Here is a 22,839-nt window from a genome sequence, read left to right on the forward strand (position 1 = left end):
CTGGACCGTTACCCGATGACCTTGTGACACGTACTTCTTCACCGTCTCGGGCGTCGCGGCGACGCGTGTTTCGTACGGCCGCGTCTCGGCTGGCACTCCGATGTGCATCGTAAATCCTCCTCGACCATCCTGTTATGAAAATCTGGAATCGCCGACGAGGGGCCACGCCGGCAATGCAATATGGCAAGTGCAACGGCTACGCACGGCTGGGGCTTCAGCCTACGCTGCCACTTTAACTGAAGTCCGGGGGCGGATCGAAATTCGTAACAATCCCGGTATTCAGGAACACGATCCTTGTGTCTTTCCGTGATTTTTTCACCGACATGTGCTAGGGCACGGCCCGCGCGCGTTGCGAGCGCCGGCAAGCCCGGCCCATAACCGGTAAAATGCCGTCCCATGAAACCGGAAACCTGGGCCCCGCATGTGACGGTGGCGGCCGTCGTCGAATGCGACGGGCGCTTTCTGCTGGTCGAAGAGCACACGCCGGCCGGGCTGCGCCTCAACCAGCCCGCTGGGCATCTGGAAGCGGGCGAAACGCTGACGCAAGCCGTGATCCGCGAGACGCTCGAAGAGACGGCGCAGGCGTTCACGCCCGAGGCTTTGATCGGCGTGTATATGACGCACTTCAGCCGGCCCGAAACGGTCGATGGCCCGTCGAACGGCGTCACATATCTGCGCTTCACGTATTGCGGCTCGACGGGCGGCTCGCCCGCCGCGAGCCGCGCGCTCGATCCTGACATCGTCCGCACGGTATGGATGAGCGCCGACGAGCTGCGCGCATGCCCCGAGCGGCATCGCACATCGCTCGTCATGCAATGTATCGACGACTACCTCGCAGGCCGGCGTTTCCCGCTCGACTTCGTGCAAACGCATTCAGTCGGGCCGTCCCGATAGAACGCGTGCTTCGGCACGGATGAAAGCTGTAGGCAGATTCAGATGAGCAAACAGAAGGTAGTGGTGGGCATGTCGGGCGGCGTCGATTCGTCCGTCACGGCATGGCTGCTGAAGGAACAGGGTTACGACGTGGTCGGCCTGTTCATGAAGAACTGGGAAGACGACGACGACAGCGAATACTGTTCGACGCGTCAGGACTGGATCGATGTCGTGTCGGTCGCGGACCTGATCGGCATCGACGTCGAAGCGGTCAACTTCGCAGCCGAATACAAGGACCGTGTGTTCGCCGAATTCCTGCGGGAGTACTCGGCGGGCCGCACGCCGAACCCCGACGTGCTGTGCAACGCCGAGATCAAGTTCAAGGCGTTCCTCGACCACGCGATGTCGCTCGGCGCGGAAACCATCGCGACGGGCCACTATGCGCGCGTGCGCGAGGTCGACGGCCGGTTCGAGCTGTTGAAGGCGAAGGATCACACGAAGGACCAGTCGTACTTCCTGCATCGCCTGAACCAGGCGCAGTTGTCGAAGACGCTTTTCCCGCTCGGCGAGATACCGAAGACCAAAGTCCGCGAGATCGCCGAACAGATCGGCTTGCCTAACGCGAAAAAGAAGGACTCGACGGGCATCTGCTTCATCGGCGAGCGGCCGTTCCGAGACTTCCTGAACCGCTATCTGCCGACGAAGCCCGGCCCGATGAAGACGACCGATGGCAAAGCCGTCGGCGAGCACATCGGCCTCGCGTTCTACACGTTCGGCCAGCGCAAGGGCATCGGCCTCGGCGGCAGCAAGGACGGCAGCGGCGAGCCGTGGTTCGTCGCGGGCAAGGACATCCCGTCGAACACGCTGTATGTCGCGCAAGGCCACGATCATCCGTGGCTGCTGAGCCACACGCTGACGGCGGGCAACACGAGCTGGGTCGCGGGCCACGCGCCCGACGAAGGCCACGCGTGCGCAGCGAAGACGCGCTATCGCCAGGCCGATGCGGCATGCACGTTCGGCGCGGCTGACAGCGGCAACGAAAATACCGCCAGCTTGGACGCCGTAAGCACGGACGCCGTAAGCACGGACGCCCTCTTCTCCCTCCATTTCGCCGACGCCCAATGGGCCGTCACGCCGGGCCAATCGGCCGTGCTCTACGATGGCGACGTGTGCCTCGGCGGCGGCATCATCGAACACGCGGCCACCGCGCAGCCGGTCGCCCGCCAGCCGCAGAAGGCGGCGCTGCTGACAACGCGCCAGGCCTTGCCGGGACAGGCTCGCGGCTGATTTTCGCGAGCTTTTCCGTCTGTCGACGCTGCACCGATCTCCGGTTCGTTGTATCTTCCGGGCGGCGGTTGTCCCGCCGCCCGCTTTGCGCGCGCCATCGCGCCGCTTCCAAGGCCGCCTTGAAGGCCGACTCAAGCGCCGCCGTCATTGCGCCGTAAAACATCGGTGTCTGGACAACCTGCCGTACCGACTCGCAGCGCAAGTCATCCGCACGGGCCGCCTCGTCTTCGCGCAAGACCCGATGCAACCCGGCGCCGATGCATCCGCTGCGGTGAAATCACTGCAATGGAGTTGCCATGTTTTCTCGACGCTATCTGGCGATGTGGTGTGTCATCCTGCTGCTCGCGGCCTGTGCCGCGCTCGCGGCAACCCGTCACATCGGATGGCCATGGATCGTCGTGCCCGTGCTGCTGGTCGCGCTCGGCGTCTACGATCTGACGCAGGAGCGCCACGCGATCCTGCGCAACTATCCGCTCTGGGGCCATCTGCGCTTCCTGTTCGAGTTCATCCGTCCAGAAATCCGCCAGTATTTCGTCGAAGACGACACCGACGAAAAGCCGTTCTCACGCGCACAGCGCAGCATCGTCTATCAGCGCGCGAAAAACGAAGTGGACAGCCGTCCGTACGGCACCGAGGTCGACGTGAAGGCAGCCGGCCATGAATGGATCAGCCATTCGCTCGTGCCGACGAAGCTCGAAGGCCATGACTTTCGCGTCGTCGTCGGCGCGAACCGTGCGCAGCCGTACTCGATGTCCATCTTCAACATTTCGGCGATGAGCTTCGGTTCGCTGTCGGCGAACGCGATCCGCGCGCTGAATCTCGGCGCGAAAAAAGGCAACTTCGCGCACGACACGGGCGAAGGATCGATGTCGAAGTATCACCGTGAGCATGGCGGCGACATCATCTGGGAGATCGCGTCGGGTTACTTCGGCTGCCGTAACGACGACGGCACGTTCAACGCCGACAGGTTCGCGAGGCAGTCGCGCGAGCCGCAAGTGAAGATGATCGAGGTGAAGCTGTCACAAGGCGCGAAGCCGGGCCACGGCGGCGTGCTGCCCGCCGCGAAGATCACGCCCGAAATCGCCGAAACGCGCGGCGTGCCGATGGGCCGCGACTGCATCTCGCCCGCTACGCACTCGGAGTTTTCGACGCCGCGCGAGCTGCTCGAATTCGTCGAGCGTCTGCGCAATCTGTCGGGCGGCAAGCCGACGGGCTTCAAGCTGTGCATCGGCCATCCGTGGGAATTTTTCGGCATCGCGAAGGCGATGCTGGAGACGGGCATCCTGCCGGACTTTATCGTCGTCGACGGCGCGGAAGGCGGCACGGGCGCGGCGCCGCTCGAGTTCACCGACCACGTCGGCGTGCCGCTACAGGAAGGGCTGCTGCTCGTGCACAACACGCTGGTCGGCATCGGGCTGCGCGACAAGATCCGCATCGGCGCGAGCGGCAAGATGATCACGGCTTTCGATATCGCCAAGACGCTCGCGATCGGCGCCGACTGGGTGAACGCGGCGCGCGGCTTCATGTTCGCGGTCGGCTGCATCCAGGCGCAGACGTGCCACACGGGCCGCTGCCCGACGGGCGTCGCGACGCAGGACCCGGTGCGCCAGCGCGCGCTGATCGTCACGGATAAATCGGACCGCGTATTCAATTTCCATCACAACACGCTGCACGCGCTGCAGGAAATCGTGCAGGCGGCCGGGCTTCTTCATCCCGCCGATCTGCGCGCGCATCATATCGTGCGACGCGTATCGTCGTACGAAGTGCGGCTGATGTCGGATCTGCTGAAGTACCTCGAACCGGGCGATCTGCTCAAGGGCAACTATCGCTACACGCTATACGAGAAATGGTGGCCCGTGGCGCGCAGCGATTCGTTTGCGCCGAATCTCGAACGAGTTGCCGCCTGATAGCGCGCCCTTCGCTTCAACGGAATGCAAAACAAAAACGCGCGCCGGATTTCAGCCCGGCGCGCGTTTTGTATTCGGCTTTAGCCAATGCTCAAGGTCGTCTCGCGCACGATCCGCGTCTGGCACCAGCCAACACCGCATTCCGAGACGATGACGCTATCACGCTAGCCTTCGTGCTCAGCGAAAAGATCGCCAAAAAGATCCGTCGTTGCAGCGCGCGCCGGTTCAGGCGGTGGCAACTTGCCGTCCCTGACCTGCGCGAGAAGGGCTGGCGGCAGCCAGGTCTCTTCCATCGCGCCGATGCTCGTCTCGATCATCTGCTGCAGAAAGAACGACTGCTTGCGTCCCGTTGCTTCTGCCAATAGCCGCAGCCTTCGTTCGATCGCGGGATCGATACGTACCGCGACCACATTGCGCCTGTTTTCGGCGGTCCTCTTCACCGTATGCTCCTGTAGACAAACTGCGCGCGGGAATCGGGCGCGTCCGCGCGATGCTTCTATCACGGAACCTGGGCACAAGGCAATGCCTTCCTTAGGTTGCCTGCCATCGAGACGGAGCAGTTCGTCGAGTATCCGGCCGCGCTACTTGCTCGACGCAATCCGCTGCTGGATATGCTGTGCGCGCGACGCCGATGCCGGATGTGAGTTCAGCATGCTCGAGTTGCCGCCGTCGAGCTTCGCGAGCTTGTTGAACGCGGTGACGAGGCCCGATGGATCAAGGCCTTTCTTCTTCTGGATATCGAACGAGTAGTCGTCGGCCGCCGACTCCTGCGATTGCGAGAACTGCGCGTTGATCAGCTTCTCGGAAAAGTCGCCAAGCTGCGACGCCGAAATCGCCCCTGTGATGCCCCCAGCCGACGACGCCACCGAACGCAGCGCCGATGTCGCATACGCGACCTGCATCGCCTTCTTCGTATGGCCGAGCGCCACGTGTCCCATTTCGTGACCGACGACGCCGCGCACTTCGTCGTCCGTCATCATGTCCATCAGCCCGCTATAGACGCGCACGCAGCCGTTCGCCATCGCCCATGCGTTGACGTCCTTCGTGATGTAGACCTTGTAGTTGACCGGCACGCCGTTGATATTGTCGCCAAGCTGCGCGGCGATCTTGTTCAGGCGAGTCGTGTACGCGCTGCCTTTGGGCGCGATCTTGTTCTCGGCATCTAGCTGCGCGCACGACTTGTCGGACAGCGCGCGCACGTCGCTATCGGTGAGCGACGCGGCCTGCAAAGCCTGTGAGCCGGATTGAACGAGGGAACTGGGGTCGAGGCTCGCAGCCGAACAGGCGGCGAGCACGCCGCACGCGGCGGCAGCGAGAGCAACGCGGATCGTTTTCATGGTCGAACGTCCCTTTGACGGATGTTATCGATGGTCGAGCGCCGGCTCCGTCACGCGTACAACCCTGAACGGACCGATCGCCGGCGTCTTTGTCCGCGCAGGCTATAAAAAAGGCGCCTGACGGTCAGGCGCCTCTTTTAGCATGTAGTAAGGAGATTACGCGAAAATCGAAAGATTTCTTGACATTTCTTCCGTGATGTTCGCCATCCGCGTGAAGCGGGGCCGCCCGTCAGCTCAATTGCGTATCGATGAACGACTGACGTTGTGACAGCTTCTGATAGTACTTGTCGAGGTTCGGATGCAGCTCGCGCCAATTGACGTGCGGCATGCGGAAGTCGAGATAGCTGAGCCCGCAGCCGACTGCCACGTCGGCAAGCGTGTAGTGATTGCCCGCGCACCACGTCTTCGAGCCAAGCCCTTGCGCCATCGCCTTCAGACTGTCGTCGATCTTGTGACGTTGACGCGCGACCCACGATTCGCTGCGGTGTTGTTCTTCGCGCAGCACGCCTTCGAGGCGGATCAGGACGGCCGCGTCCATCATGCCGTCGGCGAGCGCTTCCCAGCAGCGCACTTCGACACGCTCGCGGCCCGATTGCGGCATGAGCTTGCACACGGGCGACAGCGTATCGACGTACTCGCAGATCACGCGCGAATCGAATACGGCCGCGCCGTCTTCCATCACGAGACACGGGACCTTGCCGAGCGGGTTGTAGTCGTGGATGGCCGTGTCATCGGCCCAGACGTTTTCAAGTTCGAGCTTGTAGTCGATTTTCTTTTCGGCGAGCACGATCCGCGCCTTGCGGACGAACGGGCTCGATAGCGAACCGATGAGTTTCATCACATTCTGCCTCTATTGGAATTGGCCGAAAGTATACGTGCGTTACCGAGCGCCGAGGATTTTCCGTGCAGCGCGCCGGGCGCTTCGCCCGGGCGGCGCACTGGGCTGTAGACAGATTGCAACAATGCCGGCCGCACGCACAGGCGGTCTACCTGGCCTGATGGCCAGGCTCTCCGGATGACCGTCGCCAGATCGGCGATGAAGTCCGTCGCACATCCGACGCGTGCAGCGCGTTCCGGACCGCTCGAGTCCGGGGCTTGCGGGCCGCCAGGAAGCGATTCCGGTTGGGCGATACAATCGCAGCATTGCAGCGCGGTTCGGCCTCAAGTCGACCCCAAGGATGCGCCGCCCACCTCGCACGATGAACCCGCCGACGGAACCTATGACCGATCTGAATCCCGCTATCGACATCTACCGTCAGCGCCGCGCGCGCGTGCTCGACGCGTTGCGCGCGGCGGGCGGCGGCGTCGCGATCGTCCCGACCGCGCCCGAAGCGCTGCGCAACCGTGACGCCGACTATCCGTACCGGCACGACAGCTACTTTTACTATCTGACAGGCTTCACCGAGCCCGAAGCGATGCTCGTGCTCGACGCGAGCGCGAAGCAGAACGAGCCTGCCGCGATCCTGTTCTGTCGCGCGAAAAACGCCGAGCGCGAGACTTGGGAAGGCTTCCGCTTCGGCCCGGAAGGCGCGCGCGAGGCGTTCGGGTTCGACGCCGCCTTCGCGTTCGACGAGATCGACACCCAGCTGCCGCGCCTCATCGCCGACAAGCCCGCGCTGCACTATGCGCTTGGCGCTTCGGAGCAGCTCGACGGCAAGGTGCGTCAATGGCTCGATGCCGTGCGCGCGCAGGGCCGCAGCGGCGTGGTGGCGCCGTCGGCCGCGCACGACCTGATGCCGCTGCTCGACGAGATGCGCGTCGTCAAGGACGCTCACGAACTGTCGATCATGCGCCGCGCCGCCGCGATCTCCGCGCAGGCGCATCGTCGCGCGATGGCCGCTTGCCGTCCCGGCGTGCGCGAATACGAACTCGAAGCCGAGTTGCTGTACACGTTCCGCAAGCACGGTGCGCAGGCGCCCGCCTATGGCTCGATCGTCGCGGCGGGCGCGAACGCGTGTGTGCTGCACTATCCCGCCGGCAATGCCGTCGCGCAGGACGGCGATCTGATCCTGATCGACGCGGCGTGCGAACTCGACGGCTACGCGTCCGACATCACGCGCACGTTTCCCGCGAACGGCCGCTTCACGCCCGCGCAGCGCGAGCTCTACGATATCGTGCTGGCCGCGCAGCAGGCCGCCATCCACGCGACGCGCGCAGGCGCGAGTTTCGACGCGCCGCATCAGGCCGCCGTGCGCGTGCTTGCACAAGGGCTGCTCGACACGGGCATTCTGAATAGGGATCTGTTTGCGGGCGTCGACGAGGTGATCCAGGAGCGCGCCTATGCGCGCTTCTACATGCATCGCACGGGCCATTGGCTCGGCATGGACGTGCACGACGCAGGCGACTATCGGGAGCGCGGCTTGCCCGCCGACGAAAACGGCGCGCTGCCCTGGCGCACGCTCAGAGCCGGCATGACGCTGACTATCGAACCCGGCCTCTATATCCGCGCCGCCGACGACGTGCCCGAGCAATATTGGAACATCGGCATCCGCATCGAAGACGACGCGATCGTCACGGCCACGGGCTGCGAGTTGATCACGCGTGACGTGCCCGTCGACGGGGATGAAATCGAAGCGCTGATGCAACAGGCGCAATGGGAGCAACGGGAGCAGCATGCGCGCAAGGCCAGCGCCGCCTGAGCACCAAGGAACACACAAGAAGATGAACGACGTCCAACAGGCGACGAGCGCGCCGCCCTTGCCCTCGAACGGCGAGCCCTTCGACTACGACGTGGCGATCGTCGGCGCCGGGCCCGTCGGGCTCGCGCTCGCGGGCTGGCTCGCGCGTCGCAGCGCGACGCAGAACCTGAACGTCGCGTTGATCGACGCACGCGAGCCGGAAGACTCGGTTGCCGATCCGCGCGCGATCGCCGTGTCGCACGGCAGCCGCATGATCCTTGAACCGCTGCGCTGGCCCTCCGACGCGACCGCGATCCAGCGCATCCATGTGTCGCAGCGCGGTCATTTCGGACGCACGCTGATCGATCACGCCGAACACGGCCTGCCCGCGCTCGGCTACGTGCTGCGCTATGGATCGATCGTCCACGCGCTCGCCGAGGCCGTGCGCACGACGCCCGTGCACTGGTTCAAATCGACGAAGGCGCAATCGCCCCAGCAACTCGACGACGGCGTTGTGCTGCCGATCGAAAGCGCACACGTGACGCGCATGCTGCGCACCCGCATTCTGGTGAACGCCGAAGGCGGCCTCTTCGGCGAACAGCAGGCAGGTTCGGGCGAAAACCGCGATTATGGGCAAACCGCGCTGGTCGGCACCGTCACGCTGTCCGCGCCCCAGCCGCATGTCGCGTGGGAGCGCTTCACGTCACAAGGCCCGATTGCGCTGCTGCCGACGGGGGGCGTGCGCGGCGCGGACTACGCACTCGTCTGGTGCTGCGCACCGGAAGAAGCGGCCCGGCGCGCGCAATTGTCGGACGAAGCGTTCCTGCGCGAACTCGGCGCGGAGTTCGGCGGCCGGATGGGCCGCTTCACGCAGATCAAAGGACGCGCAGCGTTCCCACTCGGCCTCAACACTGTCGATACGCTGGTCAAGGGCAGCGTCGTCGCGATCGGCAACGCGGCGCAGACGCTCCATCCCGTCGCCGGCCAAGGGCTGAATCTCGGCCTGCGCGACGCCCACGCGCTCGCCGACGCGCTTTCGCACCACGGTGCGACGCGCACCGCGCTCATTGCCTTCGCGCAACGCCGCGCGCTCGACCGGCGCATGACGATCGGCGCGACCGATACGCTCGCGCGTCTGTTCACGATCGATTTCCCGCCGCTTGCGACGCTGCGCGGCCTCGCCCTCACCGCACTGGAGTTCGTGCCGCCCGTGAAGACAGCGCTCGCCCGCCAGATGATGTTCGGGCAACGCCGCTAGCGCGCCGCATGTCGAAGCCAAAGTGGCCGCCGTTCTATGACTGCGGCCACTTTCATAGAAGATTTAATGAGTTACCTTAGGGCCGGTTGTGCCGGGGGCGATTCCGTTAACGCTAAAATATCGGTTTTCCCTCGTATTTTGCGGTCCGTGCCGCGCGCCATTTCTTTGATTTGACGCACCGAACACTTACCGCCGATGTCCGCCATGCCTACTCTCGGCTCCCACACACTGCGTAATAACCTGTTCGTCGCTCCGATGGCGGGTGTGACCGACCGGCCGTTCCGCCAGCTCTGCAAGCGGATGGGCGCGGGCTATGCGGTGTCGGAAATGGTGGCGTCGAACGCGCAGTTGTGGAAAAGCGAAAAGACGATGCGCCGCGCAAACCACGCGGGCGAAGTCGAGCCGATCGCCGTGCAGATCGCGGGCGCCGACCCGCAGATGATGGCCGAGGCCGCCCGCTACAACGTGGCGAACGGCGCGCAGATCATCGATATCAACATGGGCTGCCCGGCCAAGAAGGTGTGCAATGTCGCGGCGGGGTCGGCGCTGTTGCAGAACGAGCCGCTCGTGCAGCAGATCGTCGAGGCCGTGGTGAACGCCGTGGGCGTCGGGCCGGATGCCGTGCCCGTCACGCTGAAAATCCGCACCGGCTGGAACCGCGAGAACAAGAACGCGCTGAACGTCGCGCGCATCGCCGAACACGCCGGCATTTCGATGCTGACCGTGCATGGCCGCACGCGGGCGGACCTCTACCACGGCGAAGCCGAGTACGCGACGATTGCCGCCGTGAAGGCCGCCGTGAAGATTCCCGTAGTGGCGAACGGCGACATCACGTCGCCGCAAAAGGCGCGCGACGTGCTGACGGCGACGGGCGCCGACGCGATCATGATTGGCCGTGCGGCGCAGGGGCGCCCGTGGCTCTTCCGTGAGATCGAACATTTTCTGCTGACGGGTGCACTGCTGGAAGCGCCGCGCATCGACGAGATCCAGCAGGTAATGAACGAGCATCTGGAGGATCACTACGCGTTCTATGGCGAATTTACGGGCGTTCGCACTGCGCGCAAGCACATCGGCTGGTACACTCGCGGCCTTTCCGGCGCCAACGTGTTCCGCCACCGCATGAATACGCTGGATACGACGCGCGAACAACTGCTCGCCGTCAATGAGTTCTTCGACGCGCAAAAGGCGATTTCGGACCGCCTCGTGTACGTCGACAACGAAGTCAACAACAACGGTGAGCAGGACCAAACCGACCGACTAGCAGCATGAGCAAGCACAATATCGAACAATGTGTCCGCGACAGCCTGGATATGTACTTTCAGGATCTCGACGGCTCCAATCCGCACGACGTCTACGACATGGTGATTTCGTGCGTCGAAAAACCGATGCTCGAGGTGGTGCTCGAGCAGGCCGGCGGCAACCAGTCGCTGGCCGCCGAGTATCTCGGCATCAACCGCAATACGCTGCGCAAGAAGCTGCAACAGCACGGCCTGCTGTAGCTTCGGCGCCCCGCCACGCCTTTCATCGGCTTTTGTTCCCATCATGATCAAGCAAGCGCTCATCTCCGTTTCCGACAAGTCCGGCATCGTCGATTTCGCGAAATCGCTGTCGGACCTCGGCGTCAAGATCCTGTCGACGGGCGGCACCGCGAAACTGCTCGCGGACGCCGGTCTTTCCGTCACCGAAGTGGCCGACTACACGGGCTTTCCGGAAATGCTGGATGGGCGCGTGAAGACGCTGCACCCGAAAGTGCACGGCGGCATTCTTGCCCGCCGCGATCTGCCGGAGCACATGGCCGCGCTCGAAAAGCACGACATTCCGACCATCGACCTGCTCGTCGTAAACCTGTATCCGTTCGTGCAGACCGTATCGAAGGAAGAATGCACGCTGGAGGACGCGATCGAGAACATCGATATCGGCGGCCCGACGATGCTGCGCTCGGCGGCGAAGAACCATCGCGATGTGACGGTCGTCGTCGATCCCGCTGATTACGCGAGCGTGCTCGAAGAAATGCGCGCGAGCGGCAACAAGGTCGGCTACAAGACCAACTTCCGCCTGGCGACCAAGGTTTTCGCGCACACCGCGCAGTACGACGGCGCGATCACGAACTACCTGACGAGCCTCACGCAAGAACTGCAGCATCGCGACCGCAACACGTATCCGGCCACGCTGAACATGGCGTTCGAAAAGGTTCAGGATCTGCGCTACGGCGAGAACCCGCACCAGAGCGCCGCGTTCTACCGCGACATCGCGGTGCCCGCCGGCGCGCTAGCGAACTATCGCCAGTTGCAGGGCAAGGAACTGTCGTACAACAACATCGCCGACTCGGACGCCGCGTGGGAATGCGTGAAGACGTTCGACGCGGCCGCCTGCGTGATCATCAAGCATGCGAACCCGTGCGGCGTGGCCATCGGCGCGAATCCGCTCGAAGCGTATTCGAAGGCGTTCCAGACCGACCCGACTTCGGCGTTCGGCGGCATCATCGCGTTCAACCGTGAAGTCGACGAGGCGGCGGCGCAGGCCGTCGCGAAGCAGTTCGTCGAAGTGCTGATCGCGCCGTCGTTCAGCGAAGCCGCGAAGCAGGTGTTCGCGGCCAAGCAAAATGTGCGTCTGCTCGAAATCGCGCTGGGTCTCGGCCACAACGCATTCGATCTGAAGCGCGTCGGCGGCGGTCTACTGGTGCAGTCGCTCGATGCGAAGAACGTGCAGCCGCATGAGCTGCGCGTCGTCACGAAGCGTCACCCGACGCCGAAAGAGATGGACGATCTGCTGTTCGCGTGGCGCGTCGCGAAGTTCGTGAAGTCGAATGCAATTGTGTTCTGCTCGAACGGCATGACGATGGGCATCGGTGCGGGCCAGATGAGCCGCGTGGATTCGGCACGCATTGCGAGCATCAAGGCGCAGAACGCAGGCCTGACGCTGTCGGGCACGGCGGTGGCGTCGGATGCGTTCTTCCCGTTCCGTGATGGTCTCGACGTGGTCGTCGCAGCAGGTGCAACCTGCGTGATCCAGCCAGGCGGCTCGATGCGCGACGACGAAGTGATCGCCGCCGCCGACGAACACAACATCGCGATGGTCGTGACGGGCATCCGCCACTTCCGCCACTGATCGGCTGACCCGCTTCCCTGGAAACGGCCCGGCGGTTTGCAACTGCCGGGCCGTTTTACATTTGAATCGTTGTAGTATCGCAGGCACTGAACACGCACTGCACTTATGAGAATTCTCGGCATCGACCCAGGCTTGCGCGTCACCGGCTTCGGCGTGATCGACCAGTCCGGCCATCAGCTGACTTACGTGACGAGCGGCGTCATCAGGACAGCCGATGCCGATCTGCCGACGCGCCTCGGCACCATCTTCGAAGGGATCTCGACGCTGATCCGCCAGCACGCGCCGGATCAGGCGGCCATCGAAAAGGTCTTCGTCAACGTCAATCCGCAGTCGACGCTGCTTCTCGGACAGGCGCGCGGCGCGGCGATCTGCGGACTGGTAGCGGGCGGCGTGCCCGTCGCCGAATACACGGCGTTGCAGTTGAAGCAGGCCGTGGTCGGCTACGGACGCGCGACCAAAGATCAGATGCAGCAGATGGTCGTGCGCTTGCTGTGCCTCTCGGGCATCCCGTCGACCGATGCCGCAGATGCGCTTGGCATGGCGATCTGTCACGCGCACGGCGGCGGGACGTTGAGCACGCTTGGCGGCATCGCACCGGCGTTGGCGAAGAAGGGGCTGCGGGTGCGGCGTGGCCGGTTGGTGGGTTAGCGCCCCGCCTCGATTCACACGCAACGAAAACGCTCGGCCCTGCGCTACACTCGCGCTTTCCCTCATTCTCGAACCCGCCATGATCGGTCGCATCGCCGGCGTCCTGCTGGAAAAAAATCCGCCTCACCTTCTGATCGACTGCAACGGTGTCGGCTACGAAGTCGATGTGCCGATGAGCACGTTCTACAACCTGCCCGGAACAGGCGAAAAAGTCGTGCTGCTTACCCAGATGATCGTGCGCGAAGACGCACATCTGCTGTACGGCTTCCTTACGCCGCAAGAGCGCTCCACGTTTCGCGAGTTGTTAAAGATCACGGGCATCGGCGCGCGGATGGCGCTCGCCGTGCTGTCCGGCATGAGCGTGCAGGAACTGTCGCAGACGGTGACGATGCAGGACGCCGCACGCCTCACACGCGTGCCGGGCATCGGCAAGAAGACGGCGGAGCGGCTCCTGCTCGAACTGAAGGGCAAGCTCGGCGCCGACCTTGGCGCGATGGCGGGCGCCGCGTCCCAGTCCGACCATGCGTCCGATATCCTGAATGCGCTGCTGGCATTGGGCTACTCCGAAAAAGAAGCGTTGGCGGCCATCAAAAACGTACCGGCGGGCACCGGCGTTTCCGAGGGCATCAAGCTTGCGTTGAAGGCGCTGTCGAAAACCTGAGCGGGCTTGCGGCAACGGCGATGCATGAAGCTTCGCACGCGGCGCGAGCGCCCGCACCCTGGCCATTCGGCCAGGTCTTCGAACAGGCCGCGCGCGGTACAATGCCCGCATGATCGAACACGACAAACTCGCCGCCGAACGCATCATCGCCGCCACGCCCGTTTCGCCGAACGAGGAAGCGTTCGAGCGCGCGTTGCGCCCGCGTCACCTCGACGAATACGTCGGCCAGGAAAAAGTGCGCGGCCAGCTGGAAATTTTCATCGAGGCGGCCAAACGCCGCTCGGAATCGCTGGATCACGTGCTGCTGTTCGGGCCGCCGGGGCTCGGCAAGACGACGCTCGCGCACATCATCGCGCGCGAAATGGGCGTCAACCTGCGGCAGACATCGGGGCCCGTGCTGGAACGCGCGGGCGATCTCGCCGCGCTCCTGACCAATCTCGAAGCCAACGATGTCCTATTCATCGACGAAATTCACCGGCTGTCGCCTGTCGTCGAGGAAATCCTGTACCCGGCCCTCGAGGATTATCAGATCGACATCATGATCGGCGAAGGCCCCGCCGCACGCAGCGTAAAGCTCGATCTGCAGCCGTTCACGCTGGTCGGCGCGACCACGCGCGCGGGCATGCTGACCAATCCGTTGCGCGACCGCTTCGGGATCGTCGCGCGGCTGGAGTTCTATAACGCCGAGGAACTGGCGCGCATCGTGAGCCGCTCGGCATCGCTGCTCGGCGCACAGATTCATCCCGACGGCGCACTGGAAATCGCAAAGCGCTCGCGCGGCACGCCGCGTATCGCGAACCGGCTGCTGCGCCGCGTGCGCGACTACGCCGAGGTGAAGGCGGACGGCAATATCACCGCGAAGGTCGCGGACGCCGCGCTAAAAATGCTCGACGTCGATCCCGTCGGCTTCGATCTGATGGACCGCAAGCTGCTCGAAGCGATCCTGCACAAGTTCGACGGCGGGCCCGTCGGCGTCGACAACCTGGCAGCCGCGATCGGCGAAGAGCGCGACACGATCGAAGACGTGCTCGAACCGTATCTGATCCAGCAAGGCTTTTTGCAGCGCACGCCGCGTGGACGCGTCGCGACGCTTTTGACGTATCGGCACTTCGGCCTCGCCGCGCCAGATTCGACGAACCCCGTGCGCGGATTGTGGGATGCTGAGCCGAGCTGATTCGTGCGAGCGCGACGCATACGTCGGACCCCGGCTCTTTGAAATTTGGAGCCGGGATGCTGGTGGGCTCTTAGGTGAGCAACGCAGCACCTGCGTCGATTCCTGGCCGCGCCGCCCGCTGCGTTTGCCGACCGTCAACGCCGCGCTTCGGGCGTCTTCTTGAAGCTGTCATCGGCGCTGCGGCCGTCGAGATGTGCGACATCGGCCCAAGATATGACCGTCGCGTGCCCGTCTTCGAAATCGACCACATTCATACTCGTGTTCAGTAGCGCGTAGTTGCGCGGCGCATCGAGCGGCAAACCGTTCGCGAAGCGATACACGCAATCCAGCACGCCGCCATGTGCGACGCACGCGATCCGCCCGTTTTGATGGGCGGCGACGATCGGCTTGATCGCATGCAGCACGCGATGATAGAACACGCGCTGCGATTCTCCCTCGGGAGGCGAAAAGCCGGGATCGCGCGTCTGCCACTGCGCATATTCATCGGGAAAGCGCAGCGCAATCTCATCGCTGTCGTGCCCCTGAAATGCGCCGTAATTGCGCTCGCGCAACCCTTCCTTCAGTTGCAACGGCAGACCCAGCACCTCGGCAAAAGGCTGCGCCGTCTGCTGCGCGCGCAACAGATCGCTCGAATAAATCGCATCGAGACGCGCGCCGTCCTGTGCCTCGCGCGCGAAACGCCCGGCGAGACGCTGTGCCTGCTCGATGCCGCTCGTCGCAAGCGGAATGTCGATATGCCCTTGAATCCGCTTGATGCGGTTCCAGTCGGTCTCGCCGTGGCGGATGAAGAGAACTTGTGTGGCCATGAAATCGGCGTCGGTTATCGATGAACGCGACGGTTAAGCGCGCGTTTGCAGCCAGAACGTGACAGGTCCGTCGTTGACGAGCGAAACCTGCATGTCCGCGGCGAATTCTCCCGTTTCGACTACGGGATGCTTCGCGCGTGCGGACGCGACGAAGTACTCGAACAGGCGCTTGCCCTCGTCGGGCGGCGCAGCGGGCGTGAAGCTCGGGCGCAGGCCGCTGTTCGTGTCGGCGGCCAGCGTGAACTGCGACACGAGCAGCAGGCCGCCCGCGCGGCCCGCGCCATCGATGTTCTGCACGGACAGGTTCATCTTGCCCGCAGCGTCGCTGAACACGCGATAACCGAGCACCTTGGCGAGCAGCTTGTCGGCGACGGCGTCGGTGTCGCCGCGCTCGGCGCAGACCAGCGCGAGCAGGCCCGCGTCGATTGCGCCTGTCACACGGTCGCCGACGCGCACCTCGGCGCGCTTTACGCGTTGAATCAGCGCAATCATGCGGCGCGTCGCCGTTGCGGCCAATGTGAAGCGTCGCGGAGCATCATGCCGTCAACGTCACGCGTGCAAAGCGGCGCTTGCCGACCTGCACGACGAACTCGCCCGCTTCGACCTTCAGCCCCTTGTCGGACACGGTCGCACCGTCGATCTTCACGCCGCCCTGCTCGATGTTGCGCAGCGCTTCGCTCGTCGACGGCACGAGGCCCGCCTGCTTCAGCAGTTGGCCGATCGCCAGCGGCGCGCCCGCGAGCGACACCGACGGGATATCGTCCGGCACGCCGCCCTTCGCGCGGTGGTTGAAGTCGTCCAGCGCACGCTCGGCGTCCGCCTGCGAGTGGAAGCGCGCGACGATTTCCTGCGCGAGCATCACTTTGAAATCGCGCGGATTGCGCCCGCCTTCGATTTCACGCTTGTAGCCTTCGATCTCCGCCATCGGACGGAACGACAGCAGTTCGAAGTAGCGCCACATCAGCACGTCGGAGATACTCATCAGCTTGCCGAACATGTCATTCGGCTTCTCGCTGATGCCGACGTAGTTGCCCTTCGACTTCGACATCTTTTCGACGCCGTCGAGTCCTTCGAGCAGCGGCATCGTCAGGATGCACTGCTGTTCCTGGCCATACTGCTTCTGCAATTCGCGGCCGACCAGCAGGTTGAACTTCTGGTCCGTGCCGCCGAGTTCGAGATCGGCGTTCAGCGCGACGGAGTCGTAACCCTGCATCAGCGGATACAGGAATTCGTGGATCGAGATCGGTACGCCGCTCTGGAAACGCTTCGTAAAGTCCTCGCGCTCGAGGATGCGGGCGACGGTGTAGCGCGACGCGAGCTTGATCATGCCGTCGGCGCCGAGCGGCATCGACCATTCGCTGTTGTAGCGGATTTCCGTCTTCGCGCGGTCGAGCACGAGCGCGGCCTGCTCGAAGTACGTCTTGGCGTTCGTTTCGATCTGCTCGCGCGTCAGCGGCGGGCGCGTCGCGTTGCGGCCGGACGGATCGCCGATCAGCGACGTGAAATCGCCGATCAGAAAAATTACCGTATGACCGAGATCCTGCAACTGGCGCATCTTGTTCAGCACGACGGTATGGCCGATATGGATGTCGGGCGCCGTCGGATCGAGACCGAGTTTGACGCGCAGCGGCGTGCCCGTGGCCGCGCTCTTTGCGAGCTTTTGCGCGAACTCCTCTTCGATCAGCAGTTCGTCGACACCGCGCTTGGTGACTTCGAGCGCGTGGCGGACTTCGTCGGTGATCGGGTAGGTGGAATTGGGCTTGGCGGTGGACTCGGTACTCATGTTGGAACGTGAGGTCGCAAAAACGGGCATTGTCCCATAGTTGCGAGTCGTTGCACTCCGATCTCACGCGAAACGCGCCTGATTTGCGGCGCGATGCGGGTCGTCGGCGCAATGTCGCGCGATTGTCCGCGGCCTCCCCGGTTGTTTCGCGTCGCGCCGATGAGCGACAATCGTCGTCAACGGTGCGCCTGATGGGTTCATGAGGCGCGATAGACGACGATGAGAGGAGCACAGCGTGGCCAAAGACGCGGCAGACGGCGTGTATTTCGGGTTGATGTCGGGCACGAGCATGGACGGCGTGGACGGCATCGCAGTCGAATTTGCGAAGGGTAAGGCGCCCGTCGTGCGGTCGCAGGCGTTCGTGGGCTTTTCGGAAGGCCTGCGCGACGCGCTGTTCGCCCTGCAGCAACCCGGCGATAACGAGATCGAGCGCGAGGCGATGGCCGCGAACGCGCTGGCCGCGCGCTATACGGTGTGTTGCCACGAATTGCTGCGCGCCGGGAACCTTTCCGCCACCGAGGTCCGGGCGATCGGCGTACACGGTCAAACCGTGCGCCACCGGCCCGAGAAGGGCTACACGCGGCAGATCAACAATCCGGCGCTGCTCGCGGAAATGATGCATATCGACGTAATCGCCGATTTCCGCAGCCGTGACGTGGCGGCGGGCGGCCAGGGCGCGCCGCTCGTGCCGGCCTTCCATGCGACTGTTTTCGGCGCGAAGAACGAGACGCGGGTTGTCTGCAATCTGGGCGGGATCAGCAATATCACGATCTTGTCGGCCAACGGCGCGGTGCGGGGCTTCGACTGCGGTCCTGCGAACGCGCTGCTCGACGAATGGGCGCATCGCCATCTGGGCAAGCCGTTCGACGAAAACGGCCAGTTCGCGGCGACGGGACAGGTGTACCGGCCGTTGCTGAATACGTTCCTCGAAGAGCCGTATTTCGAGGCGCAGCCGCCCAAAAGCACGGGCCGCGACCTGTTCAATCCGGACTGGCTCGACGCAAAGCTGCAAGGATTCGCCGACGTGAGCCCCGCCGACGTAGGGGCGACGCTGGTCGCGCTGACGGCTTTGACGGTCGCGCGGGAGATCGAGCGTCATGCGCCCGATTGCAAGGCGGTCTACGTGTGCGGCGGCGGCGCGCGCAATCCAGAGGTGATGAAGGCGCTGCAGAACGCATTGGCGGACAGCGGTTGCAGCGGCGTGCCCGTGCTGACGACAGAAGCGCTGGGCGTGCCGCCGCATCAGGTGGAGCCGCTGGCGTTCGCATGGCTGGCGATGCGCTGTGTCGCGCGCGAGCCGGGAAATCTCGCCTCGGTGACGGGCGCCGCTGGGGAGCGCGTGCTCGGAGCGATTTATCCGCGGTGATTCGCGCCGCGCCCGTGTGGCATAAGACACGGGCGCGTCTGCAGTGGCCCGTGCACACGCCACAAATAAAAACGGAGCCGAAGCTCCGTTTTCGTGCAACTTAGGCGAAGTACGCCGTCGATTACACGGAAAACGACGAACCGCAACCGCAGGTAGTCGTCGCGTTCGGGTTCTTGATGACGAACTGCGCGCCGTTGATATCGTCCTTGTAATCAATCTCGGCGCCGACCAGGTACTGGTAGCTCATCGAGTCGATCAGCAACTGGACACCGCTCTTGTTCATCACGGTATCGTCCTCGTTGATCGCTTCGTCGAACGTAAAACCGTACTGGAAGCCCGAGCAGCCGCCGCCCTGCACGAACACGCGCAGTTTGAGGTCCGGATTGCCTTCTTCGTCGATCAGTTGCTTGACCTTTTCTGCCGCTGCGTCAGTAAAGACGAACGGGGCCGGCATCTCGGTCACGGGGGTGTCGGTCACTGCGTCCATGTGAACTCTCCAAAATAGCTTCTACGCGCTATTGTATTGCTCTTCCCGATATCGTGCTGAAGCCCATGAAATCAATAGGTTCTTATGCGAAATAGCTGATCGGATCCCAGCGCGCAAAGTGTTACCCATGTCCGCGCACATCTGTCAGCAATGTCCCATACCGCGCGAAATGCGAAATGCAGCACGAAAACGTAAAAAAGCCGCCTTCGCGTAAGCGTTGGCGGCCTTTTTGCAGCAGGCCCCGTTTGGAAACAGAGCCGGCACGAAGCGATTAACGCTTCGAGAACTGCTTGCGGCGGCGTGCCTTGTGGAAGCCGACCTTCTTACGCTCGACTTCACGTGCGTCACGCGTGACGAAGCCTGCGTTCGACAGTGCCGACTTGAGCGTCGCGTCGTAGTCCATCAGCGCGCGGGTGATGCCGTGGCGAACCGCGCCGGCTTGACCCGTTTCACCGCCGCCCGACACGTTGACCTTGATGTCGAACGTTGCAGCGTGGTTCGTCAGTTCCAGCGGCTGACGCACGATCATCAGCGAGGTTTCGCGCGAGAAGTAGTCGGCGATGGGCTTGCCGTTGACGACGATATCGCCCTTGCCTGCCTTGATGAAGACACGAGCAACTGCGCTCTTGCGGCGGCCCGTACCGTAATTCCAGTTACCGATCATGTGGGCTCCCCTTAGATCTCGAGCGCCTTCGGCTGTTGTGCCGAGTGCGGATGCGTTGCGTCTGCGTAGACCTTCAGCTTCTTGATCATCGCGTAGCCGAGCGGGCCCTTCGGCAGCATGCCCTTGACCGCCTTCTCAAGCGCGCGGCCCGGAAAGCGTTCCTGCATCTTGCCGAACGTCGTTTCATAGATACCGCCCGGGTAGCCCGAGTGGCGATAGTACTTCTTGTCCGTGGTCTTGTTGCCCGTGACCTTCAGCTTGCCGGCGTTGATAACAATGATGAAATCACCGGTGTCGACGTGCGGAGTGAACTCAGGCTTGTGCTTGCCGCGAAGACGGTGTGCCACTTCGCTGGCGACACGGCCGAGAACCTTATCCGTCGCGTCAATCACAAACCATTCACGCGTCACCTCATGGGCTTTTGCGGAAAACGTCTTCATGATCGATCCAAAAAATAGTGCTGCGCCCTGTGTTTTTTCCTGCTTGTAAGTGCGCATCGAGGCGCGTGCAGGCTCTCCCTGTTCTTCCTCCGCGGGCACGAATGCGGAAAAGCTGATGATTATAAAGGATTTTGCTTCGAGGAGTCAAAAAATGCGGAGCAACTGGGGCGGACGGACGAAAAAAAGCCCGAACTAGCGGTTCGGGCTTAATCCACCTTAGGAGGAGGGTGGAGGAGACATGCGGAGGCTGCCGAACTGCGACAACCAATGAGCAGATTATAAGGTCGACGCTTGTGCAACGCAAGAACATTTGCAATGCGAAATACGATTTCATAATTTGAAATCAGCCCGGCCCGCCTGATCCACGTTACATATTTTTTAAAAACAATGACTTGTAGTAGTTTCATCTGAAGCTGCCACAAGTGACGTCGAAGCAACACCCTAAAAATCGTCGGTCTATCCCGGATATTGGAAGCATGCGGCACTGCAGCAAACGGCCCTGAACCTACATAACCTGCGGCAAGTGTCGCCTCGGGCGAGCCAGCACCCGTCGGGCTACAATGCGTTTCCCGAATATAAGCTTGCGAGCGGAGTACACGCATGGAATGCAAAGTCAGCTGGATGGGTCAGGAGGGCATGGCGTTCGCCGCCGAAACGGGCAGCGGCCATCTCGTCGCGATGGATGGCGCACCGGAAGGTGGCGGCCGCAATCTGGCGCCGCGTCCGATGGAAATGGTGCTGCTCGGCACAGGCGGCTGCACGGCGTACGACGTCGTGATGATCCTGAAGAAGAGCCGTCAGGAAATCACGGGCTGCTCGGTGACGCTGAAAGCCGAGCGCGCCAGCGAAGATCCGAAGGTCTTCACCAAGGTCCATTTCCACTTCACGGTGACGGGCAAGAACCTGAATCCGTCGACGGTGGAACGGGCGATCAATCTGTCGCACGACAAATACTGCTCGGCGTCAATCATGATCGCCAAGACTGCCGAACTCACGCATTCGTTCGATATCGTCGCGGCCTGAGCCTCGCTCTCGCGCGAGCGCGCTCAACGGCGCGAAAGCCGAAAAAAATGCCGGCGTCCCCAAGGACGCCGGCATTTTTCACTTGAATGGGCAAAGCAGGCCGATAAGCCGGATTCTGTGCACGCGACGCGCCCTGAAGCGCGCCACGCGTGGCAGTCATTCCTCTAGGCGCGCCATTGCTGACGCGCTCAAGCTTCCTACCCGCAGACGAGACGGGGGCCCCGTCCTGCATCGCGAAGATGCGCGCCTGCCTACTTGGAATTGCTCCGGGTGGAGGTTACCGTGCCGGTCTGCGTCGCCGCAGCCGCGGTGCGCTCTTACCGCACCGTTTCACCCTTGCCTGATCCCGGCTTGCGCCGGGCCATCGGCGGTTTGCTTTCTGTTGCCCTGTTCCGCGTGTCGCCACGGATGGCCGTTAGCCATCACCCTGCCCTGTGGAGTCCGGACTTTCCTCGCCCTCGCCGGCCGAAACCGTCGAGGCCGCGACTGCCTGACCTGCTTTGCTGGCGGCGATTTTACCATCTGGCATCGCGCGGGACCGCCGCCGGCCGCTGCGAAACACGGACGCGTCGTCGTAGAACGACGGCGCGCTGTTCTCGCCCCACCAGCCCGGGATGCCAAGCACGGGGAGCGGCGCGAACATCCGGCCGCTGAATTCGATGCCGTCGAGCAGAGCGCGAGCCACCGTTTCGTCCAGAAACGAATCGCGCGCGGCGCGCGTCCACGAAAAATACCCAGGCGGCACAATCACGATCCACGCATGCGCGGTGCATGCCTTATACGGCGTGACGAGCTTTTCCAGCAGTGCGTGCCCGGAGCAGCGCACCTCGCAACGCTCACCCCACGCGTCGCGATGATCGATGAACAGACTTTTCCAGTCGAACGAGCGCAGCGCGGCGCTCAACGCCGGGTCCGCGCATGCAAACAACACGGCGTTCTCGTCGAACAGCGTTAGCGCGTCGCGCGTGCCGCCGCGAGTCGGGCCGACACCCTGCGCGTCAACCACGGCCGACCCGCGCGCGCTCAGCGCCGCCTTGATGCGCGGAAACTGAAACCACATCAGCGCATTGAAGAAATCGTGCAGATTGTGGCGCGTCGGCACACGACCCGTCGCGGCGATGTGGGCTTCGTAGGCGATGCCGTTCGGCAACGCATCTTGCGGGATGAACGCGAGTCGCTGCCCCCGGCCCGTCGTTTGTCCTGTTGACGCAGCGTCGGCATTCATCTCGTGCAACTGGTCGGCCGCGCTGCGCAGCGCGGCCTGTTGCCAGCGCGTGCCGCGCGCCGCGACCTGCGCGAACCACGGCCTCGACCAGTCGATATCAGCGAAACCCGGCGCAGCGCGCTTCATCTCGCCGCCGGCTGAAACAACTTCACGCGACATCCCGAACGCTAGTCC

At 63.4% G+C, this 22,839-nt stretch carries 23 protein-coding genes, 1 other RNA gene and 1 pseudogene; 13 read left to right on the top strand and 12 right to left on the bottom strand.

The window, feature by feature from the left end; translation table 11 throughout:
* Window positions 1–108: hypothetical protein (locus tag J8I87_RS45755; RefSeq protein ID WP_209935417.1), on the bottom strand; the 108-nt coding region annotated here is incomplete at its 3' end.
* A gap of 288 nt (window positions 109–396) precedes the next feature.
* Here J8I87_RS45755 and J8I87_RS28000 point away from each other — a divergent pair.
* From J8I87_RS28000 to J8I87_RS28010, 3 genes are all read left to right on the top strand, one after another.
* Window positions 397–894: an NUDIX hydrolase gene (locus J8I87_RS28000; RefSeq protein WP_209935343.1), complete on the top strand. Its 498-nt coding sequence runs from the start codon at window positions 397–399 to the stop codon at window positions 892–894.
* Window positions 895–936: 42 nt separating this feature from the next.
* Window positions 937–2,160, top strand: a complete 1,224-nt coding sequence (gene mnmA / locus J8I87_RS28005) for a tRNA 2-thiouridine(34) synthase MnmA (protein WP_209935344.1) — start codon at window positions 937–939, stop codon at window positions 2,158–2,160.
* 296 nt (window positions 2,161–2,456) lie between these two features.
* Window positions 2,457–4,067, top strand: coding sequence for an FMN-binding glutamate synthase family protein (locus J8I87_RS28010; RefSeq protein WP_209935346.1), 1,611 nt, complete (start codon window positions 2,457–2,459; stop codon window positions 4,065–4,067).
* 164 nt (window positions 4,068–4,231) lie between these two features.
* Here J8I87_RS28010 and J8I87_RS28015 read toward each other — a convergent pair whose 3' ends face one another.
* From J8I87_RS28015 to J8I87_RS28025, 3 genes are all read right to left on the bottom strand, one after another.
* Window positions 4,232–4,507 carry a hypothetical protein gene (locus tag J8I87_RS28015; protein ID WP_209935347.1) on the bottom strand — a complete coding sequence of 92 codons (276 nt, stop codon included), beginning with the start codon at window positions 4,505–4,507 and terminating at the stop codon, window positions 4,232–4,234.
* A gap of 141 nt (window positions 4,508–4,648) precedes the next feature.
* Window positions 4,649–5,404, bottom strand: coding sequence for a M48 family metallopeptidase (locus tag J8I87_RS28020; protein WP_209935348.1), 756 nt, complete (start codon window positions 5,402–5,404; stop codon window positions 4,649–4,651).
* 229 nt (window positions 5,405–5,633) lie between these two features.
* Window positions 5,634–6,245: a glutathione S-transferase N-terminal domain-containing protein gene (locus J8I87_RS28025; protein ID WP_209935349.1), complete on the bottom strand. Its 612-nt coding sequence runs from the start codon at window positions 6,243–6,245 to the stop codon at window positions 5,634–5,636.
* 358 nt (window positions 6,246–6,603) lie between these two features.
* Between J8I87_RS28025 and J8I87_RS28030 the strand changes: the two genes are divergently transcribed.
* The 8 genes from J8I87_RS28030 (at window position 6,604) to ruvB (ending at window position 14,871) form a co-directional block, all read left to right on the top strand.
* Window positions 6,604–8,043, top strand: a complete 1,440-nt coding sequence (locus J8I87_RS28030) for an aminopeptidase P N-terminal domain-containing protein (RefSeq protein ID WP_209935418.1) — start codon at window positions 6,604–6,606, stop codon at window positions 8,041–8,043.
* Between the two features lie 22 nt (window positions 8,044–8,065).
* Window positions 8,066–9,280 (top strand): UbiH/UbiF/VisC/COQ6 family ubiquinone biosynthesis hydroxylase, encoded by a 1,215-nt coding sequence (locus tag J8I87_RS28035; RefSeq protein ID WP_209935350.1) that lies wholly within the window; start codon window positions 8,066–8,068, stop codon window positions 9,278–9,280.
* A 204-nt stretch (window positions 9,281–9,484) separates the two neighbouring features.
* Window positions 9,485–10,549, top strand: coding sequence for a tRNA dihydrouridine synthase DusB (gene dusB, locus J8I87_RS28040; protein ID WP_209935352.1), 1,065 nt, complete (start codon window positions 9,485–9,487; stop codon window positions 10,547–10,549).
* On the top strand, window positions 10,546–10,779 hold the full coding sequence (locus J8I87_RS28045; RefSeq protein WP_175109498.1) for a Fis family transcriptional regulator: 234 nt from the start codon (window positions 10,546–10,548) through the stop codon (window positions 10,777–10,779). Before dusB ends, J8I87_RS28045 begins: the two co-directional genes overlap by 4 nt.
* Window positions 10,780–10,822: 43 nt before the next feature.
* Window positions 10,823–12,388 (top strand): bifunctional phosphoribosylaminoimidazolecarboxamide formyltransferase/IMP cyclohydrolase, encoded by a 1,566-nt coding sequence (gene purH, locus J8I87_RS28050; protein ID WP_209935353.1) that lies wholly within the window; start codon window positions 10,823–10,825, stop codon window positions 12,386–12,388.
* Between the two features lie 105 nt (window positions 12,389–12,493).
* Entirely contained in the window at window positions 12,494–13,036 is a 543-nt protein-coding gene (gene ruvC / locus J8I87_RS28055) for a crossover junction endodeoxyribonuclease RuvC (protein WP_209935354.1), read from the top strand.
* A gap of 79 nt (window positions 13,037–13,115) precedes the next feature.
* On the top strand, window positions 13,116–13,697 hold the full coding sequence (gene ruvA / locus J8I87_RS28060; protein ID WP_209935355.1) for a Holliday junction branch migration protein RuvA: 582 nt from the start codon (window positions 13,116–13,118) through the stop codon (window positions 13,695–13,697).
* Window positions 13,698–13,806: 109 nt separating this feature from the next.
* Window positions 13,807–14,871 (top strand): Holliday junction branch migration DNA helicase RuvB, encoded by a 1,065-nt coding sequence (gene ruvB, locus J8I87_RS28065; protein WP_209935356.1) that lies wholly within the window; start codon window positions 13,807–13,809, stop codon window positions 14,869–14,871.
* Window positions 14,872–15,005: 134 nt separating this feature from the next.
* On the opposite strand, the gene J8I87_RS28070 is transcribed toward ruvB, so the two are convergent.
* Genes J8I87_RS28070 through tyrS form a run of 3 tightly spaced genes read right to left on the bottom strand, consistent with a single transcriptional unit; the run spans window position 15,006 to window position 17,460 of the window.
* Window positions 15,006–15,677, bottom strand: a complete 672-nt coding sequence (locus J8I87_RS28070; RefSeq protein WP_209935358.1) for a histidine phosphatase family protein — start codon at window positions 15,675–15,677, stop codon at window positions 15,006–15,008.
* Between the two features lie 33 nt (window positions 15,678–15,710).
* On the bottom strand, window positions 15,711–16,169 hold the full coding sequence (dtd, locus tag J8I87_RS28075; protein ID WP_209935359.1) for a D-aminoacyl-tRNA deacylase: 459 nt from the start codon (window positions 16,167–16,169) through the stop codon (window positions 15,711–15,713).
* Between the two features lie 43 nt (window positions 16,170–16,212).
* Entirely contained in the window at window positions 16,213–17,460 is a 1,248-nt protein-coding gene (gene tyrS, locus J8I87_RS28080; RefSeq protein WP_209935360.1) for a tyrosine--tRNA ligase, read from the bottom strand.
* A gap of 235 nt (window positions 17,461–17,695) precedes the next feature.
* Here tyrS and J8I87_RS28085 point away from each other — a divergent pair, with 235 nt between their 5' ends.
* Complete coding sequence (locus tag J8I87_RS28085; protein ID WP_209935361.1) at window positions 17,696–18,826, top strand: anhydro-N-acetylmuramic acid kinase; 1,131 nt, start codon at window positions 17,696–17,698, stop codon at window positions 18,824–18,826.
* Between the two features lie 121 nt (window positions 18,827–18,947).
* Here the strand turns inward: J8I87_RS28085 and erpA are convergent, their stop codons facing one another.
* The 3 genes from erpA to rplM all read right to left on the bottom strand — a co-directional run bounded on the left by erpA (window position 18,948) and on the right by rplM (window position 20,417).
* Window positions 18,948–19,313: an iron-sulfur cluster insertion protein ErpA gene (erpA, locus tag J8I87_RS28090; RefSeq protein ID WP_209935363.1), complete on the bottom strand. Its 366-nt coding sequence runs from the start codon at window positions 19,311–19,313 to the stop codon at window positions 18,948–18,950.
* A gap of 271 nt (window positions 19,314–19,584) precedes the next feature.
* Complete coding sequence (gene rpsI, locus J8I87_RS28095; protein WP_209935364.1) at window positions 19,585–19,977, bottom strand: 30S ribosomal protein S9; 393 nt, start codon at window positions 19,975–19,977, stop codon at window positions 19,585–19,587.
* 11 nt (window positions 19,978–19,988) lie between these two features.
* Window positions 19,989–20,417: a 50S ribosomal protein L13 gene (rplM, locus tag J8I87_RS28100; RefSeq protein ID WP_028371847.1), complete on the bottom strand. Its 429-nt coding sequence runs from the start codon at window positions 20,415–20,417 to the stop codon at window positions 19,989–19,991.
* Between the two features lie 600 nt (window positions 20,418–21,017).
* On the opposite strand from rplM, the gene J8I87_RS28105 reads away from it, so the two are divergent.
* Window positions 21,018–21,440 (top strand): OsmC family protein, encoded by a 423-nt coding sequence (locus J8I87_RS28105; RefSeq protein WP_209935365.1) that lies wholly within the window; start codon window positions 21,018–21,020, stop codon window positions 21,438–21,440.
* 88 nt (window positions 21,441–21,528) lie between these two features.
* On the opposite strand, the gene rnpB is transcribed toward J8I87_RS28105, so the two are convergent.
* An RNA gene (rnpB, locus tag J8I87_RS28110) (RNase P RNA component class A) lies at window positions 21,529–21,942 on the bottom strand.
* Window positions 21,943–21,996: 54 nt separating this feature from the next.
* Window positions 21,997–22,824, bottom strand: a pseudogene (locus tag J8I87_RS28115) (DUF3025 domain-containing protein); the annotation flags it as partial.
* Window positions 22,825–22,839 lie beyond the last annotated feature (15 nt).

It is taken from the genome of Paraburkholderia sp. LEh10 (assembly GCF_017814945.1).
Lineage (GTDB): Bacteria > Pseudomonadota > Gammaproteobacteria > Burkholderiales > Burkholderiaceae > Paraburkholderia.